15 protein-coding genes are annotated in these 18,428 nt (G+C 40.3%); 2 read left to right on the plus strand and 13 right to left on the minus strand.

The features are described from left to right. Positions 1-86: 86 nt before the first annotated feature. The 13 genes from ACPPVU_RS13260 to ACPPVU_RS13320 all read right to left on the minus strand — a co-directional run bounded on the left by ACPPVU_RS13260 (position 87) and on the right by ACPPVU_RS13320 (position 12,132). Positions 87-1,001, minus strand: coding sequence for a WD40 repeat domain-containing protein (locus ACPPVU_RS13260; protein ID WP_426666989.1), 915 nt, complete (start codon positions 999-1,001; stop codon positions 87-89). Positions 1,002-1,084: 83 nt separating this feature from the next. Then, complete coding sequence (gene hisIE / locus ACPPVU_RS13265; protein WP_426666990.1) at positions 1,085-1,672, minus strand: bifunctional phosphoribosyl-AMP cyclohydrolase/phosphoribosyl-ATP diphosphatase HisIE; 588 nt, start codon at positions 1,670-1,672, stop codon at positions 1,085-1,087. 6 nt (positions 1,673-1,678) lie between these two features. Further along, on the minus strand, positions 1,679-2,440 hold the full coding sequence (gene hisF, locus ACPPVU_RS13270; protein WP_426666991.1) for an imidazole glycerol phosphate synthase subunit HisF: 762 nt from the start codon (positions 2,438-2,440) through the stop codon (positions 1,679-1,681). A 3-nt stretch (positions 2,441-2,443) separates the two neighbouring features. Then, positions 2,444-3,193 carry a HisA/HisF-related TIM barrel protein gene (locus ACPPVU_RS13275; RefSeq protein WP_426666992.1) on the minus strand — a complete coding sequence of 250 codons (750 nt, stop codon included), beginning with the start codon at positions 3,191-3,193 and terminating at the stop codon, positions 2,444-2,446. Between the two features lie 4 nt (positions 3,194-3,197). After that, positions 3,198-3,788 carry an imidazole glycerol phosphate synthase subunit HisH gene (hisH, locus tag ACPPVU_RS13280; RefSeq protein ID WP_426666993.1) on the minus strand — a complete coding sequence of 197 codons (591 nt, stop codon included), beginning with the start codon at positions 3,786-3,788 and terminating at the stop codon, positions 3,198-3,200. Between the two features lie 75 nt (positions 3,789-3,863). Further along, positions 3,864-5,012 carry a bifunctional histidinol-phosphatase/imidazoleglycerol-phosphate dehydratase HisB gene (gene hisB, locus ACPPVU_RS13285; protein ID WP_426666994.1) on the minus strand — a complete coding sequence of 383 codons (1,149 nt, stop codon included), beginning with the start codon at positions 5,010-5,012 and terminating at the stop codon, positions 3,864-3,866. Further along, complete coding sequence (locus ACPPVU_RS13290) at positions 5,005-5,757, minus strand: hypothetical protein (protein ID WP_426666995.1); 753 nt, start codon at positions 5,755-5,757, stop codon at positions 5,005-5,007. Before ACPPVU_RS13290 ends, hisB begins: the two co-directional genes overlap by 8 nt. Beyond that, complete coding sequence (gene hisC / locus ACPPVU_RS13295; protein WP_426666996.1) at positions 5,754-6,815, minus strand: histidinol-phosphate transaminase; 1,062 nt, start codon at positions 6,813-6,815, stop codon at positions 5,754-5,756. Before hisC ends, ACPPVU_RS13290 begins: the two co-directional genes overlap by 4 nt. Positions 6,816-6,817: 2 nt before the next feature. Beyond that, complete coding sequence (locus ACPPVU_RS13300; protein WP_426666997.1) at positions 6,818-7,525, minus strand: hypothetical protein; 708 nt, start codon at positions 7,523-7,525, stop codon at positions 6,818-6,820. Beyond that, the gene (gene hisD, locus ACPPVU_RS13305) at positions 7,522-8,811 is read right to left on the minus strand and encodes a histidinol dehydrogenase (RefSeq protein WP_426666998.1); all 1,290 of its coding nucleotides are present in this window, start codon (positions 8,809-8,811) and stop codon (positions 7,522-7,524) included. The genes ACPPVU_RS13300 and hisD overlap by 4 nt, the downstream gene beginning before the upstream one ends. A gap of 73 nt (positions 8,812-8,884) precedes the next feature. Beyond that, entirely contained in the window at positions 8,885-9,736 is an 852-nt protein-coding gene (hisG, locus tag ACPPVU_RS13310; RefSeq protein WP_426666999.1) for an ATP phosphoribosyltransferase, read from the minus strand. Positions 9,737-9,994: 258 nt separating this feature from the next. Next, positions 9,995-11,500: a hypothetical protein gene (locus ACPPVU_RS13315; RefSeq protein WP_426667000.1), complete on the minus strand. Its 1,506-nt coding sequence runs from the start codon at positions 11,498-11,500 to the stop codon at positions 9,995-9,997. 92 nt (positions 11,501-11,592) lie between these two features. Further along, positions 11,593-12,132 carry a D-glycero-alpha-D-manno-heptose-1,7-bisphosphate 7-phosphatase gene (locus ACPPVU_RS13320; RefSeq protein ID WP_426667001.1) on the minus strand — a complete coding sequence of 180 codons (540 nt, stop codon included), beginning with the start codon at positions 12,130-12,132 and terminating at the stop codon, positions 11,593-11,595. Between the two features lie 265 nt (positions 12,133-12,397). On the opposite strand from ACPPVU_RS13320, the gene gltB reads away from it, so the two are divergent. After that, a complete protein-coding gene (gene gltB, locus ACPPVU_RS13325; protein WP_426672202.1) occupies positions 12,398-16,921 on the plus strand; it encodes a glutamate synthase large subunit in 4,524 nt (1,507 codons plus the stop codon). Between the two features lie 6 nt (positions 16,922-16,927). Then, positions 16,928-18,406 carry a glutamate synthase subunit beta gene (locus ACPPVU_RS13330; RefSeq protein WP_426667002.1) on the plus strand — a complete coding sequence of 493 codons (1,479 nt, stop codon included), beginning with the start codon at positions 16,928-16,930 and terminating at the stop codon, positions 18,404-18,406. Positions 18,407-18,428: the final 22 nt, after the last annotated feature.

Raw genomic sequence — 18,428 nt, forward strand, 5'->3', positions numbered from 1 at the left:
TGATGCAAATTAATATTTTTTACATGGATGTTTATCTGTGTAATATTATTGTGGCAAAAAGAAGGGATATTAATGAGTTTAGGAGATCAATTCGTATCGAATTGTATATTCCAGATCATAACGCGTTTATCATCACTAACTGAGATTAGCTGATCGCCATTCCATGCTAATTTATTAATAGATAGTTGATGGGAAGGATAACCCTTTTCCCGGCTGATGTTCTTGTATAATTTAAAATCGTCTGATCCCCATATCTTAATGCTCTTATCCATGCTTGCTGTTGCAAAATAGGGGAGTGAAGGATGGAATAGAATATGGTTAACGGCGAATAAGTGTGCAGGGATACTTTTGATCAATTCAAACGAAAGACTATCCCAAATCTTTAACTGGGCATCGCGTGAGCCCGATACCAGATAAGAACCATCAGATGAATACTGTACCGCAAAAATCGCCATGGTGTGGCCGTGTAGACTTTTGATTAAAGTATAATCATCCAGATCATATATTTTAACTGAGTTATCACGGCATCCAAATGCTGCCTGTTTTTCGTTGGGCGATATACTGATGCTTCGGATAGTATCATGAGAAACTTTGATGCTGTAAACCAGATCAAGTGATTCTAAACCCCAAACAGAAACAGTGCCGTCTTCTGAAGCTACAAGTAATTCATTTTTTCGGTTGGCCGATTTAATATCAAATATGGGCGCTGTGTGATGTTTTAAAGTTTTAACGATCTTCTGTTCAATAAAATTAAACACCAAAACATCTCCATTACGTAATCCCGCAAATAGCAGGGGATAGCCAAGCGGGCAATGTATTGCATATACAGATGCAGCAACCGGGAACATCACTTTAATAAAAGCATTGTCTTTTAGGCTCCATTCAACCAAACCCTTATCATTTCCCCCGGTAAACAATATACCTGGTTTCTGAGAAAGCTCCAGGGTAAATATCGGGTTACTATGACCGGTTAGTTCTGCTGTTTTTTCTACAGTAATCATTTTAGTTCATGGTTGATGGTTCATAGATCATAGCTGAGTATTGATTTTACCATGAGCTATTAACCATGATCCATAAACAATACCTACTTATGTCTTGCTTCCAAATTTTTAGCGATCGTTTCGAGGGTTAAACCTTTCTCGCGCAATAGCACCAATAAGTGAAAAACCAGGTCAGACGACTCGTCGATCATTTCAGTTTCAGTCTGTGCTAATGCTGCGATGACGGTTTCCACTGCTTCCTCACCAACTTTTTGGGCTATTTTATTCAGACCTTTGCTACGTAGTTTGTTTACATAAGAACCTTCCTGCGGATGTTCGTACCTATCGCCGATAATTTGCTCCAGTTGTAAAATGAAATTTTGATTATATTCAGTATTGAAACAACTCCGTGACCCGGTATGGCAGGTTGGCCCGTCAGCTTTTACTTTTATAAGCAGCGTATCATTGTCACAATCCAATGCAATATTTTTCACATGCAGGAAATTATTGCTGGTTTCGCCTTTAGTCCACAAACGGTTTTTTGTACGTGAAAAGAAGGTGACAATATTCTCCTTAATGGTTTTATCATAAGCTTCCTGGTTCATGTAGCCTAGCATCAGCACCTCTAAAGTCTGTTCATCCTGGATTATTACAGGAACCAATCCGTCACTTTTATTAAAATCAATAGTCATTCTGTGTTATAATTCTCTTACTTCGATGTTATTCTGTTTCAAAACCTTTTTTAGGTCCGGTATCAGTATTTCGCCATAATGGAATACCGACGCTGCCAGAGCCGCATCCACATTGGTTTGTTCAAATACATCAACAAAATGTTGTACCGTACCAGCGCCACCGGATGCGATAACGGGGATATGTACACTGTCATTGATGAGCTTTAAGAAGTCGTTGTCAAAACCTCCTTTAGTGCCGTCGTGATCCATTGAGGTTAGTAATATTTCGCCTGCGCCACGGCTTTCAGCTTCCAGTATCCAGTCGAAAGTTTCTTTTTCTGTGGCGATGCGCCCCCCATTTAAGTGCACCAGGTTTTTATCTCCTACGCGGCGGGTATCTACAGCCACTATAACAAACTGCACGCCGAATGCTTTGGCCAATTCGTCTATCAATGCCGGGTTGCGCACGGCTGCGGAATTAATGGATATTTTATCCGCTCCTGCGTTTAAAAGGGCATCAGCGTCAGCAATTTCGTTAATTCCACCACCTATGGTAAAAGGAATATTTATCTGCCTTGCAACTGCTTTAACCAATTCGACCATTGTTTTACGACGTTCATGCGTGGCTGTAATATCAAGGAAAACTAACTCATCTGCCCCTTGTGCAGAATAATTCCAAGCCAGCTCAACCGGGTCGCCGGCATCACGCAGATCGACAAAATTTACACCTTTTACTGTGCGGCCATCTTTAACGTCCAGACAAGGGATAATTCGTTTAGCTAAACTCATAGACTAAATCGAAATCAATGACATTAGATTCCAGTTTTTAATCTCGTCAATACTAATGCGACCTTCGTATATAGCTTTCCCAACCACACAAGATTCCACTTTTATTTTATTAAGTTCCTCGATATCTTTCATAGAGCTTACACCGCCTGACGCTATCAGTTTAATAAATGGTGAATGGTCAAGCAGTTTTTGGTATAATTCAATGCCTGCGCCGCCTAATTTCCCATCTTTATTGATATCGGTACACAAAAAGCGGAAGAAGCCTAATTGAAGGCATTTGTCAACGTAATCCATCAGCTTGATAGGAGAGCTTTCCATCCAGCCTGAATATTTGATCACTTCGTCCAGCACATCAATAGCTACAATTACCTGGTCAGAACATTTATCTTTACCGCATATCTCTTCGCCCAGCTCTTTCAGAAAGCTGGGGTTGGTAATAGCCTGGGTGCCCACAATAACGCGGTGAACGCCGGAGTCTATTAATTCCTTAACTTTATCAATACTGCGTATGCCGCCCCCATATTGAACCTTCATATCGGTTTTACGGATCACATCAAAAAGATATTGCTGATTGCTGAAATCGTTTTTCGCGCCGTTAAGATCGATTACATGAATAAAGTCAGTACCATGCGACTGGTATCTTTCGATCATCTCTTCCAGTGTAACGTCATATTCAGTTACCTGTTCGTAATCACCCTCACGTAACCTGACCACTCTTTTGTTGAGAATATCGATTGCCGGAATTATATACATGCTCTTATAAATTTGAAAAATTAGTTAACAATACTTCACCAAACCTGCCCGATTTTTCCGGGTGAAATTGCACACCGAAAAAATTATCCTTCCAAATTGATGCCGAAAATTTTGTACTATAAGCAGTTGATGCTAAAGTATATTGCTGGTTGAACTCAATAAAGTATGAATGTACAAAGTAAAAGTGTGATCCGGCTGGAATATTTTTAAATAATGGATTATCCTTTTCACTATTCACCCTGTTCCACCCTGTGTGCGGAACTTTATATGCTGCACTGTCCTCAAACCTCAATGTTTGTATCGGAAAGATATCCAGCATATTAGCGTCTCCTTCTTCGGAATGGGCGGTAAGCAGCTGCATCCCTACACAAATCCCAAGTGTTGGTCTTTTTAGGGTTTTGATTTTATCCACCATGCCACTTTGCTGCAATTTATTCATCGCTGCACCTGCATGTCCTACTCCGGGGATAATAAAACGGTCAAACTGTTCAAAATCAGCTTCACTGTGCACCATACCATATTTAATGCCTAAACGCTCCAAAGCAGCAGTCAGGGAGAAAATATTTCCGGCACCGTATCGTATTATTCCTATCATTTTTTTGAATCAGGAATCAAGAATTAAGAATCAAGAAGGATTGTTGCCCTGGTTCTTGATTCTTAAATCTTGATTCTATAAAACCCCTTTAGTAGAAGGTAAAACCATATTATTTACATCACGCTTTACGGCCATTTTTATTGCCTTGGCAAATGCTTTAAAAATAGCTTCTATTTTGTGATGTTCATTTTGCCCTTCGGCTTTGATATTCAGGTTGCATTTGGCAGCATCTGAGAATGATTTGAAGAAATGATAAAACATTTCCGTAGGCATTTCACCGATCTTTTCACGCTTAAATTCTGCGTCCCAAACTATCCAGTTTCGGCCCCCAAAATCAATGGCTACTTGCGCAAGGCAATCGTCCATTGGCAGGCAGAACCCGTAACGTTCAATCCCTCTTTTATTTCCTAACGCCGTTGCAAAAACTTCGCCCAGCGCAATGCCTGTATCTTCAATAGTATGGTGCTCATCAATATGTAAGTCGCCGTTAGCTATAATTTCCAGATCGATATTGCCATGACGGGCGATCTGATCCAGCATGTGATCGAAAAAATGAAGTCCGGTCGATACTTTAGCATCGCCCTTTCCATCAAGATTGATCTTGATATAAATGTCAGTTTCTTTTGTAGCACGGCGATGTTCTACAACACGTTCGCCTAGTTTCAAAAACTCGTATATCTTTTGCCAGTCGGTAGTTTCCAACGCGATAACACCTCCTAACGCATCATGTTGTTCCTGTGTAAATTCCCCTCCACCTAAATTTGAATTATCATTTAACCAGATAGCTTTTGCACCTAAATTTTTGGCCAATAGTATATCGTTTTTACGATCACCTATGGTGTATGAGCTTTTAAGATCGTACTTTTCTGTGTCAAGATATTGTGTCAGCAAAGCAGTGCCCGGTTTACGGGTAGGAGCGTTATCTTTTGGGAATGTCTTGTCGATAGCAAAATGTGAAAACTTTACACCCTCATTCTCAAATGTCTTTACCACGAAATTCTGTACAGGCCAAAAAGTATCTTCGGGATAGGATGGGGTACCTAAACCGTCCTGGTTGGTGACCATTACCAATTCAAAATCCAGTTCTTTAGCAATACGCGACAACCAGGGTAGTGCGCCCGGGTAAAACTCCAGTTTGGCAAACGAGTCGATCTGTTCATCTGCTGTCTCTAATATTAGAGTACCATCGCGGTCTATAAATAGTATGCGTTTCGAATTATTCATTTATTAAATCTTTTATACTGAACTCCATATTGCGCGGTTTATCCTGTAAATACAAATCAGCCCTCACGGAAGAATTTCTTGCTTTAATCTTAATATGGTTGTTGTTTATGTTTATTTTTGAAATCCAATAGTATAATTGATCTTGTGTTGTATTGCCAATTTGTTTTCTACTTGATTTGCCTGTTGACTTTTCTAAAAGGTTTAAATATACTGGATTACCTTCTTCTTTGCTTTTTGAATAATAGGTAATAGTCACCTTATACTTTTTGTCATCAATTGTTAAGTGTTCTAACTCTGTGTCAAGGCCTTTAAGTTTAATTTCTTTGGTAACAGCTTCAATAGTGGACATATCAAGTTTGTCAATTTCTGCAATATCCTTTAGGCCGCTTACTATAATATTAAATACAGTTTGTTCTTTTTGTAATTCACTCTGATTCAAGTATTCATCATAATTAATTACTGAAAGGCCATATACATACCAATTCTCATATGGAATAGAATGCATCAAACACTCATCTATTGTTTTTGCAACCAAAATATATAAGTGGTGGTAGGACGGGCAAACTAATCCCTTTTTTCTTAATATATTAAGAAAAATCTCTACGTATCTGTAGTCAAAAGGGTATAAAGCTTTTTCCGGCAAGCCGGTATAATAAACCCTCAAATCTTTAATCGCTCGCTCTTGGGGTTTCTGCTCTTTTCTTCTCTGTTCACGTAGGCTAATCGCACGTTCTAATGAACTCATAAGACATCGGATTTATTCAATTTTTTAAGCTCCGCTATTAATATTTCGTTTTCCTGGGGCGTGCCAACAGTTATTCGCAAACAACCCTCGCAAAGATCAACCTTTGAACGGTCACGCACTATGATGCCTTGTTGTACTAAGAAGTTGTAAATACCCTTCGGGTCGGTTGTTTTCACTAGGATAAAATTAGCATCAGATGGATAAATATCCAGTACAAAAGCATGATTTTTTAATTCAAGTACTAATTTATCACGTTGAACTAAAATCTCTTTTATCCAGATGTTTACCTGCTCTATATTTTGTAGTGCTTTAAGTGCGAGTTGCTGCGAAGCTTCGTTGATATTATAAGGTGGCTTCACCTTATTCATCACCTCTATTATCTCTTCGCTGGCAAAAGCCATACCTACTCTAAGGCCAGCTAAACCCCATGCTTTTGATAAGGTTTGCAGCACAACCAGGTTGGCATATTCTGTCAGTTCCTGTATAAACGTTTTTTGCCTGCTGAAGTTGATATAAGCTTCGTCAACTACCACCAAACCATTAAAGTTGGCCAGCAGGGTTTCCACATCATCCCGGTTCATCGAGTTACCGGTAGGGTTATTTGGTGAGCATACAAATATCAATTTGGTATGTTCATCAATAGCTTCGGCAATGCCTTCTACGTTTAGCTGGTATTCTTCAGTTAAAGGAACCTTCTTTATTTTGATATCATTGATATTGGCCGATACCTCGTACATGCCATAAGTAGGGGGTACAAGGATCACATTATCCACACCCGGATTACAAAAGGCGCGGAACAGGATGTCGATAGCTTCATCGCTGCCATTACCCAGAAATATATTGCGTGGTGGTACACCTTTGATTTCGCTCAGGCGCTTTTTAACCTGGTATTGTAGTGGATCAGGATAGCGGTTATAGTTTTGATCCAAAGGCGATCCAAAAGCATTCTCATTCGCATCCAAATATACGCTGGCCTCACCCTGGAACTCATCACGTGCGGAAGAGTAAGGGGTTAGGTCTTTGATGTTTTTACGAAGTATGTTATTTATATCAAACATTATTAGTTGTAGGATTTAAAATCTTTAGAAAACTTTATTAATTTATTTTTCCCTGCATCGAAATAGATTGTGTCCTTATTAATGTAAGGCTGAGGAAAATATCCGCTATCATCAGTTTCTAAATAATCGTTCATCAAGAAGAGGTTCTTGGTTTGTTTTGTTATTGGATCAAACTCAGCAGCTGAGACTTTGATCTGCCCCGATGAATCTATTTTTTTGATCTGCCAATAATAGATATTCCCATTTATTGTTGATGGAGATGAAAAATAATCATCGAAATCAGGAGTCATATTTATTAATAATTCTTTTTTTTCATTGCTAATAATAGTGTAGTTGCCAAGCGACGCCATAATCGATTTTTTATACTTGGGATTGGCATCCTCATTTTTAGCCGGGCCCTCTCCTTTAATAGTGTAATATAAAAATTGGTCGCCCTGTATATGATTGACACCATAAGCCAGAGCAATCGTGTCTATTAATTTTTCACCCTTTTTAACTACAGCATATACGCCATCACCAATTCCTATATTAAAATAACCTGTATCAGTTACGTAATAATCTGCTTTTAATAAATAGGGCTTAAATAATGCATCCTTAATTTTTACCTCGACCCTGTTTATAGTATCCGTTTTAGAAGCAATCTTTTTGCTTTTATCATTGTGACAAGCCGTGAGGAGCAGTAATAGTATTAGGAACCAAGAATTTTTCATGATTTTTTCATTCTTACTGTTACTGCATTTTTATGCGCTTGTAATCCTTCCAGTTCAGCTAAAATCTCAACCGTCGGACCGATATTTTTTATACCCTCATTGCTGATATGCTGAAAGGTGATTTTCTTAACAAATGAGTCAACCGATACACCTGAATAAGCTCTTGCATAAGCACTTGTTGGCAGGGTGTGATTGGTACCTGATGCATAATCTCCCACGCTTTCTGATGTCAGGTTGCCGAGGAATACTGAACCGGCATTAATGATCTTTGTGGTTATTTGCTGCCATTGATCGGTTGCCAATATTAAATGCTCAGGGGCATATTGATTACTGAAATTCATGGCCTCATTAAGATCATTAACCACCACAATGTATGAGTTGTCAATTGCCTTGCCCGCTATAACAGCACGAGGTAATACAGGTAATTGTTTGTTTAATTCTGCAATGACCTTTTCTGCAAAGTCAGCAGATGTAGTAACCAAAACAGATTGACTATCCACACCATGTTCGGCCTGTGCCAGCAAATCGGCAGCTACAAATTCAGGTACTGCACTATTATCAGCAATCACAAGCACTTCTGATGGACCGGCAGGCATATCAATAGCGGTATTGGTAGTTGATTGTATTATTGTTTTTGCTTTGGTAACATATTGGTTGCCTGGGCCAAATATCTTGTCAACTTTGGGGATACTTTCAGTACCATAAGCCATTGCAGCAACGGCTTGTGCACCCCCGGTTAAATATATCTTTTCAATGCCCAGTAATTGAGCAACATAAGCTATATAAGCGTTGATCTTTCCGTTTTTCTGCGGAGGTGAGCATACCACAATTTCATGACAGCCAGCTATACGCGCAGGTATACCCAGCATCAAAAAAGTACTTGGTAAAACTGCCGTTCCGCCTGGTATATACAGCCCGACCTTTGCTATAGGTCTTAATTCGCGCCAGCAAGTTACGCCGGGCATTGTTTCTACTTTTGCTTCGGTGTGTAGCTGTATTTCGTGAAATTTTCGGATGTTATTATAAGCGGTATCTAATGCCAGTTTTTGTTCGGGAAGGAGTGAAGCTGCTAATTCAGCAATTTCTTCCTTACCAACAGATAAACTTTTTAGCTCTACTTTATCAAACTTGGCAGCGTAATCAAATAAAGCACGATCTCCATTATTACGGACATTAGTTATAATCTCTTCCACAACGGCACGGATTTCATCTGCCGGATCAACATTACGCTGAACCAGTTTTTGAATATCTTCTTTGCTTAAATCTGAATAGTTGTATGTCTTCATACCCCCTAGCCCCCTAAAGGGGAATTTATTAAATGTTTACCCTGCCAATTGCTCCCCTTTAAGGGTTGGGGAGTTATAAAATAATCTTCTCAATAGGCATTACTACAATGCCTTGTGCGCCGGCTTGTTTTAGCTGACTTATCCTGTCCCAAAAATCACTTTCAGGTATAACAGTATGCACTGCCACCCAGCCTTCTTCTGCCAGTGACACTACAGATGGGCTTTTGACGCCTGGTAACAAAGCGATAATACTTTTCAAATTCTCTTTGTGAACATTCAGTACCACATATTTGGTTTCCTTAGCGCGTAATACGGATTGTACACGTTGGATTAGTTCCTGTACCAACTCTTCGTTTTCACTTCCCGGGCGACCGATCAATACTGCTTCTGACGACATTACATCACAAAAAGGTTTTAGCCCGTTACTTTTAAGTGTACCACCTGTCGATACCAAATCGCAAATCGCGTCGCTTAATCCTAAACCGGGTGATATTTCAACCGACCCTGAGATGGTACGTATATCAGCCTCTACACCTTGTTCTTTTAAGAACTTACCCAATATCACCGGATACGTGGTAGCAATTGATTTGCCGCTTAGCTCATTAACATGCTGTAAGTGATATGAATTTGGGATAGCTATCTTTAACGAACATTTACCGAAACCAAGACGCTGAAGATAACTCACTGCTACCTCAGTTTCCTGTATCACATTTTCGCCTACTATGCCCAGGTCGGCAATACCATCCTGTACGTATTCGGGTATATCATCGTCACGCAAAAAAAGAATTTCGAGCGGGAAATTGGATACGCCGGATATCAGCGAACTTTTATAATTATCAAAGCTTAAGCCGCAGTTTTTTAACAATTCAACTGATTTTTCGTTGAGTCTACCCGATTTTTGGATAGCTATTTTAAGTGTTTTCACAAATTAATTTTAAGGTACTATAATATATAAACAGGGGTGATATTTCTCGTAGAAACAAACATTATCTTGTCGCCATATGGTGGCGATGATGCAGATGTAGATGATGTGTGTTAAACCCGTTCATTTTTGTATAGTAATGCTATAGATGAAGTGCTGCAAATATAGGCAGATGTTTTAAAAATCAAAATGTTTGAAACGAAATTTTGCGAATTAATGAATTTTAGGAAATTATCGTTGCTATTTATTTAATTAGTAGGATTATTTTTCCTCATAATAATAGATCTCGCCTTTCTTTGCTTCCCCAATTTTAACCAGCTTTTTATGCGCCATAATGTCCGGCAGGCTGATCAGTTCGGAGTTATAAAGATTGTCAAACCAGATCAGGTAAAAATGCTTGTCTGCATAAAGTTTTTGTACGCGGTCAGCCTGTAGTTTATGAGGTATCAGGGTTGATGACATGCCTGTAAATAAATAAACCGCTTCATCCGCATCAGTATAAATAGGGATGCCCGGTTTAAACATATTTTTATGGCTTTTGAGGTACACCACAAACTCCGATTTGTTCCAGTCGTCATCGCTGTAGCCGGGCACGCCATAGTCTCCCTCATCATCATAGCGTTGATAATCTACCTGGTAGGTTGAATATTCAAAAGCCATCATCATTAGCACTACTATTCCGCCTGCAACGTATTTCAATATTTTAGACCGTATAATTTTGATCACATCGGGTACCCAGCTTGTGCAGGCAATTAATAAGGGGATAAACATTGGTGATATTATCCGGCTGTTGATCGTTTCGAACCTTGAAACGGTTGCTACGATCACAATAAAAAGACCGTAAACAATTGCTAACGCAATAACAATGTTTTCAAAACTATTAATGCGGCCTTTATAGGCTTTCCATAATAACAGGCCGATAAGTGATAGTAATATAATAGAAGTAATAAGGGCTGCATAAGCGTGCGAACCTTTACTTAAAGCACCCCAGTCGCAAATTACAGTACCGAAGTAGTAAAGATTTTTAACAAACGGGGTAATGGATGGTTCGCGCGTACCGGTACTTAAACCAGTATTAATACGGTTCATGATCAGGTTGCAAACCAATAATGAAATTGACGTAAAACCAAATATCAGGATGTGTTTTATCTTTTTAACGATAGGGAGTTCATTATCCAGCAAAAGCAATAAACCTCCGGTGCCTATAAGCGTAACCCCGGCATACCGGGTGATACAAGTAATAGCAGCAACTCCGGCTACTATTAATAGTGTTTTGGTAGTGTGAGATTGAAGATAATGGTGATAAGCTATAATGAAAAACAGCGATTCAAGTATAAATAAGGTTTCCGACCATAAATAGGTATATATCTCCAATAGGCCGGGACTCAAAATAATGGCAATCAGTATCAGCCATTTGTATATCCTTGAGTGTGATACAAATCTTTCCAGAATATACCCGCTGGTAAATATCACTGCGGCAAACATTAAGCTATTAATTGTTGCACCCGCTGTGATTGGATCAACCCTTGAGATAAATTGGATGACGGCCAAAAAGAAAGGATAAAAAACTGGAAAAAATACTAAAGGTGTTTTGTTGAATGTCAGTATCGATGCATGTGCCTGCATGTTGGTAGCCGTACTGGCATACATTATAGAATCGGGGGAGAGGCCCACACCACTATAATTTGTAAACAGGTATATGGCATAGTAACCAATAATGGCCGCTATTAATGAATCAAGATTTTTTAGATAGGGTTTCAGGGTCATGTACTTTTAAAGAATATTATTGAACTAAGGTAATATTTGGATTGATAAATAAGCTCAATTTAATAATTATAAAACTTTTAACTATAGCAATACTAATCAATCAAATCCAGCACATCACTTATCGGCTGATCGCTGTTTATTAATATACCTTTTACACCTGCGGCTGTTCCAGCTTCTACATCCCGCTCACGGTCGCCAATAAAATAGGATTTAGAAGGATCGATATTGTATTTTTCAATCCCTCTTAATAATAAACCAGGCTTTGGTTTGCGGCAATCGCATTCCCCGGTAAAGTCGGGATGATGCGGGCAATAAAATATGTCAGTAAACTTAACACCATGCTTGCCATAAATAGCCTTTAGCTGCGCATGCATTTTGCCTAATTCCTCTTCGGTATACCAGCCTTTGGCTAATCCGCCCTGATTGGTGGCTACTATTAATAGGTACCCTTTTTCCTGTAGCTTCTTTAAAGGCTCGATATTTTGTTCCAAAACGTGGAAGTCTTCGAGGCGACAAACGTAATCGCCCATCTCTTGGTTCAGTACTCCGTCACGGTCAAGGAATACGGCTTTATTTTTAGAAGGTGTAGCATTCATTGTGGCAAAGGTAACAATTTCAAAAAAATCACCCACCCGGTTATGTTACTTACAATTGTTAAGAAAAGTATTTAATCAGGCAGTACTTTAATATTATGCAGACATACTAAATTAGAAGTATTGATTGTTAAATTGATATAATAGAACTTAAATTATTAACAAAAACTCAAATTCTATATTAAATAGATAATGGTTTTTGACATAATTTGAAAAATTACTAACTATATTACAAAAAAGATATTTAATTTGTAATTTCGTAATTACGGACCTTTATAAATTTAAGAAGATAGCGAGATTGAAGATGGATCAAACTGATAGCCCCCAGCAGGGCCTCTACAGGCCTGAATTTGAACACGATTCCTGCGGAACCGGATTTATAGCCAATATTCATGGTCATAAATCAAACCAGATCATAGATGATGCCTTGACTATGCTGGAGAATATGGAGCATCGCGGAGCTTGTGGATGTGATCCTGAGACTGGCGATGGTGCAGGTATTTTAATGCAACTACCCCACGAATTTTTGATGGAAGAATGCTCTAACCTGGAGATCAGCCTGCCTGAACCGGGTGAGTATGGTGTAGGGATGATATTTTTTCCTAAGGATTCTTCATTGAAAAAAGCCTGCCGTATGGTGATCACCAATGCGCTGGAAAAATTGGGTTTGCAGAAGTTAGGCTATCGTAAATTAACGGTTAATTCGTCTGTAATAGGAGAGACCGCCCGTATGGCTGAACCAGATGTGGAACAGCTTTTTGTTTTAAGGCCTCATCATATTATCAATGTCAACGATTTTGAACGTAAATTATACGTTTTAAGAAGATATATTAATAAAACCATCACTGAAACCATACCAGGGGCAGGTGAGCATTTTTATTTTACATCATTTTCCTGCAAAACCATTATTTATAAAGGGCAGTTAACTACTTACCAACTACGTAAATACTTTGCAGATCTTTCTGATCCACGGATGGCGTCTGGCTTGGCCATGATCCACTCGCGTTTCTCAACCAATACTTTTCCTTCATGGAAACTGGCACAGCCATTCAGGCTGATCGCCCATAACGGCGAGATCAATACCCTTACAGGTAACTTGAACTGGTTTTATTCGGGTGTAAAATCATTTGCATCTTCTTACTTTACCAGTGAGGAAATGGAAATGTTGCTGCCGGTGATCGACAATAACCAGTCTGACTCAGCCTGTTTAGATAATATTATTGAGATATTGCTCCACACAGGTCGGTCATTACCACATGTAATGATGATGTTGATCCCCGAAGCATGGGATGGCAATGAGCAGATGGATCCTGTTAAAAAGGCATTCTACGAATATCATGCTACTTTAATGGAGCCATGGGATGGCCCTGCAGCCATTACTTTTACAGATGGTAAATTAGTAGGTGCATTGCTTGACAGGAACGGATTACGTCCTCTACGTTTTGTAATTACCAATGATGGCCGCGTTATTGCTGCTTCTGAAGCAGGTGTGTTAGCCATCGATGAAAAAACGGTGTTACGTAAAGGTCGTTTACAGCCCGGTAAGATGCTGCTGATCGATACTGAAAAAGGTAAGATCATCACTGACGAAGAAATTAAAAAACAGATAGCCTCACGCCAGCCTTATGGCCAGTGGCTTGAAAATTATAAAATTAAGCTGGATGACCTTGCTGAACCGCGTTTGGCATTCGCAAGCTTATCGCCCGCAGCGGTTTTTCGTTACCAGCAGGTGTTTGGCTATAGCCGCGAAGATATCGACACCATCATCAAACCAATGGCGGTTGACGGCAAAGAACCTATCGGCTCAATGGGTACGGATGTTCCTTTAGCTGTTTTGTCTGATAAGCCACAGCATTTGTCAAGCTATTTCAAACAATTTTTCGCGCAGGTTACCAATCCGCCTATCGACCCGATACGTGAGCGTTTGGTAATGAGTCTTGCTACTTTTATAGGTAATAACGGTAATTTGCTGGATGAGGACAAAATGCATTGCCATTGTGTAATGTTGAAGCACCCTATCCTGAAAAATCATCATCTTGAAAAATTAAGAAGTATCGATACAGGGATGTTCCATGCTAAAACGTTACAAACTTACTTTGTAGCCGATGGAATGCCAGGGTCAATGGAAAAAGGTATCGCAAGGCTTTGTCGCTACGCAGAAGATGCCGTTGACGAAGGATTTGAGGTATTGATATTATCGGACCGTGCTATTGACTCTGAACATGCACCAATACCATCATTACTGGCAGTATCAGCAGTACACCACCATTTGGTAAAAAAAGGACTTCGTGGTGCTGTAGGTTTGGTTGTTGAGGCAGGAGACGCATGGGAAGTACACCATTTTGCTACTTTGTTGGCATTTGGCGCTACCGCGATCAATCCGTACCTGGCATTGTCTACCATTGAAACTGTCAAAAACAATGGCAGTCTGGATACCGACCTGGATACTAAAGTACTGATCAAGAATTATGTAAAAGCCATTAATGATGGTTTACTAAAGATATTCTCCAAAATGGGTATCTCCACGCTGCAATCTTATCATGGTTCGCAGATATTTGAGATATTAGGTATTAACAGGAGCGTGGTTGACCGTTATTTTGTTGGTGCTGTAACCCGCATTGGTGGTTTGGGGCTTGATGAAATAGCACGAGAATCACTGTGTAAACATCGCATAGGCTTTGGCAGCAATAAAACTGAAAGTATGTTACTGCCTGAAGGCGGTATTTACCAGTGGAAACGCAGGGGAGAAGAGCACTTGTTCAATCCGCAAACTGTTCACCTGTTGCAACATGCCACCCGTTCTAATGATTATGCAGTTTATAAAAACTACGCCAAACTGATCAACGAGCAAGGCGATAAACATTATACCATCCGTGGTTTATTGGATTTTGCCCATCATCGCGAATCAGTTACATTGGACGAAGTAGAATCGGCGGAAAGCATTATGAAGCGTTTTGCGACAGGTGCGATGTCATTCGGTTCTATTTCACACGAGGCGCATAGTACATTAGCAATTGCGATGAACCGTATTGGCGGTAAGAGCAATACTGGTGAAGGGGGTGAAGATGAATTACGTTACGAAAAATTGCCAAATGGCGATTCAATGCGTTCAGCCATTAAACAGGTAGCATCAGCACGTTTTGGTGTGACATCAAATTACCTGACCAATGCTGATGAATTGCAGATTAAAATGGCTCAGGGTGCAAAACCGGGTGAAGGTGGTCAGTTACCGGGTCATAAGGTAGATGACTGGATTGCTAAAGTTCGTCACGCTACTCCGGGAGTTGGTTTAATATCACCGCCGCCACACCACGATATTTATTCTATTGAGGATTTGGCCCAGTTAATATTCGACCTTAAAAATGCCAACCGTGCTGCACGTATCAATGTGAAATTGGTATCAAAAGCGGGCGTAGGTACTATAGCTGCTGGTGTTGCCAAAGCACACGCTGACGTAATCCTGATCGCAGGATATGACGGTGGTACAGGTGCTTCACCTATCAGCTCTATCAAACACGCTGGTTTACCTTGGGAACTTGGTTTAGCAGAAGCACATCAAACATTGGTTCGTAATAAACTACGCAGCCGTGTGGTGTTGCAGGCAGATGGACAATTAAAAACTGGTCGCGACCTGGCAATAGCTTGTTTAATGGGTGCCGAGGAATGGGGCGTTGCTACTGCAGCCTTAGTTGCAGGTGGTTGTATCATGATGCGTAAATGCCATCTCAATACTTGCCCTGTTGGTGTGGCTACCCAGGATACTGAACTAAGAAAATTATTTACCGGTAAGCCAGAGCATATCGTTAACCTTTTTCGCTTCCTGGCGGAAGAGATGCGTGAAATCATGGCAGAACTGGGTTTCCGTACCATTAATGAAATGGTAGGAAGAGTACAGTTCCTGAAAGTGAAGGATGGTCTGCAAAACTGGAAAGTTAAACATATTGACCTTTCTGGCATATTGCACCCGGTAAACAATACCAAAGGCATGACCCTTTATAACAGCGAAAAGCAGGATCATGGTATGGATGCTATTATCGACTGGCAATTATTAGAAAATGCAAAAGCAGCATTGGAAGATAAAACACCGGTATTTGCATCATTCGATGTTAAAAACACAGACCGTACAATCGGAACATTGTTATCAAATGAGATATCAAAAAAATACGGCTCAGCCGGATTACCGGATAATACCATCAACTATAAATTCAAAGGATCAGCCGGACAAAGCTTTGGGGCCTTTACAGCTAAGGGGATTTCCTTTGAACTTGAAGGTGAGGCTAATGACTATGTAGGCAAGGGCCTTTCAGGTGCTCAGTTGGCTATCTACCCATCAGCTGATGCTAAGTTTATACCGGAGGATAACATCATCATAGGTAACGTGGCCATGTATGGTGCTACTTCAGGCGAAGTATTTATCCGTGGTATGGCAGGCGAGCGTTTCGCAGTGCGTAACTCGGGTGCTACAGCAGTAGTTGAAGGTGTGGGTGATCACGGTTGTGAATACATGACCGGCGGCCGCGCCCTGATATTAGGAGACACAGGCAGAAATTTTGCAGCTGGTATGAGTGGTGGTATCGCTTGGGTTTATAATCCGCGTAACACATTTGCTGAAAACTGCAATAAAGAGATGGTTGACCTTGACCCACTATCAGAAAAAGATTCAGAACATATTATTGCCCTGTTGAAAAAGCATGTAAGCTTAACAAACAGTAAAGTTGCGAAGGACCTGCTTAAAAACTGGGATGAGGCATCCACCAAATTTGTGAAGGTGTTTCCGAAAGAGTACAAGAAAGTTTTACAGAAGGCAGAATATCAAACTATCAGCTAATATTTTATGGGAAAAGCAACAGGATTTAAAGAGTATAACAGGGAACTTCCCGATAAAATATCTCCGGCAGAACGCGTAAAGAACTACAAAGAGTTTGAAAGCTTGTATACTGAAGAGAAGCTAAACGAGCAATCTGCACGCTGTATGAACTGCGGTATACCATTCTGCCATTCAGGATGCCCACTGGGTAATATTATTCCGGAGTTTAACGATGCAGTGTATCGTAAGAATTGGGAAGAGGCTTACCAGATATTATCATCAACAAATAATTTTCCTGAGTTTACAGGAAGAATTTGCCCTGCACCATGCGAATCTGCATGTGTGTTAGGTATCAACAAACCAGCGGTAGCAATCGAGGAGATTGAAAAGCATATCATCGAAATAGCTTACGAAAAGAATTTGGTTAAGCCTACTGCGCCCTTGATCAAATCAGGTAAGAAAGTGGCTGTGGTTGGTTCCGGTCCTGCTGGATTGGCTGCTGCGGCACAATTAGCTAAGGCAGGTCATGCAGTAACTGTTTACGAACGCGATGATAAACCTGGAGGCTTGCTGCGTTATGGCATCCCCGATTTCAAACTGGAAAAATGGGTTGTAGAGCGCCGTGTTCAGTTGATGGAAGAGGATGGCATTGTATTTAAATGTAATGTAGAAGTAGGTAAAGACATCCCCGCTGATGAACTGGTTCGCTCTAACGATGCGGTGATAATGGCAGGCGGTTCAACTATTCCGCGTAACTTACCTATCCCCGGCAGGGAATTAAAAGGTATCCATTTTGCAATGGATTTCCTGAAACAACAAAACAAACGCGTAAGTGATATCGGCTTTGATGCCGAAGATATATTGGCAACCGGCAAGGATGTGATCGTGATAGGTGGCGGTGATACAGGTTCGGATTGTGTGGGTACATCAAACAGACAGGGCGCAAAATCTATCAAGCAATTTGAAGTGATGATGCAGCCACCGGCTCAGCGTACTCAGCATATGCCATGGCCAAGTTATCCAATGGTAATGAAAACAACCAGCAGTCATGAAGAAGGTTGCGACCGTTACTGGGGTATTAATACCAAAGAGTTTTTAGGTGATGAAAATGGTAACTTAAGGGCCATCAGAGTAACCGATGTAAGCTGGGAGCTGGATGTAATGAACAAGCCGATCAAATTTAACGAAGTGGCAGGTTCTGAGCGTGAAATAGAATGCCAGCGTATTTTTCTGGCGATGGGATTTTTGCATCCGCAGTATGAAGGCATGTTAAATAACCTGAATGTGCATTTGGATGAACGTAAAAATGTTAAAGCGAAAGAAGGTCTCTATCGTACCAATATAGGTAAAGTATTTACAGCAGGAGATATGCGCCGCGGACAGTCATTGGTTGTTTGGGCAATATCAGAAGGCCGCGAGTGTGCACGGAAAGTGGATGAGTTTTTAATGGGACACTCCATACTGGAAAGCAAAGATGCTGTAAACCAGTTTGAGCAAGTGTTTTGAGGGAGAGATTAGTGACTGGTGA

It is taken from the genome of Mucilaginibacter sp. McL0603, assembly GCF_049992945.1.
Classification (GTDB): Bacteria; Bacteroidota; Bacteroidia; order Sphingobacteriales; family Sphingobacteriaceae; genus Mucilaginibacter.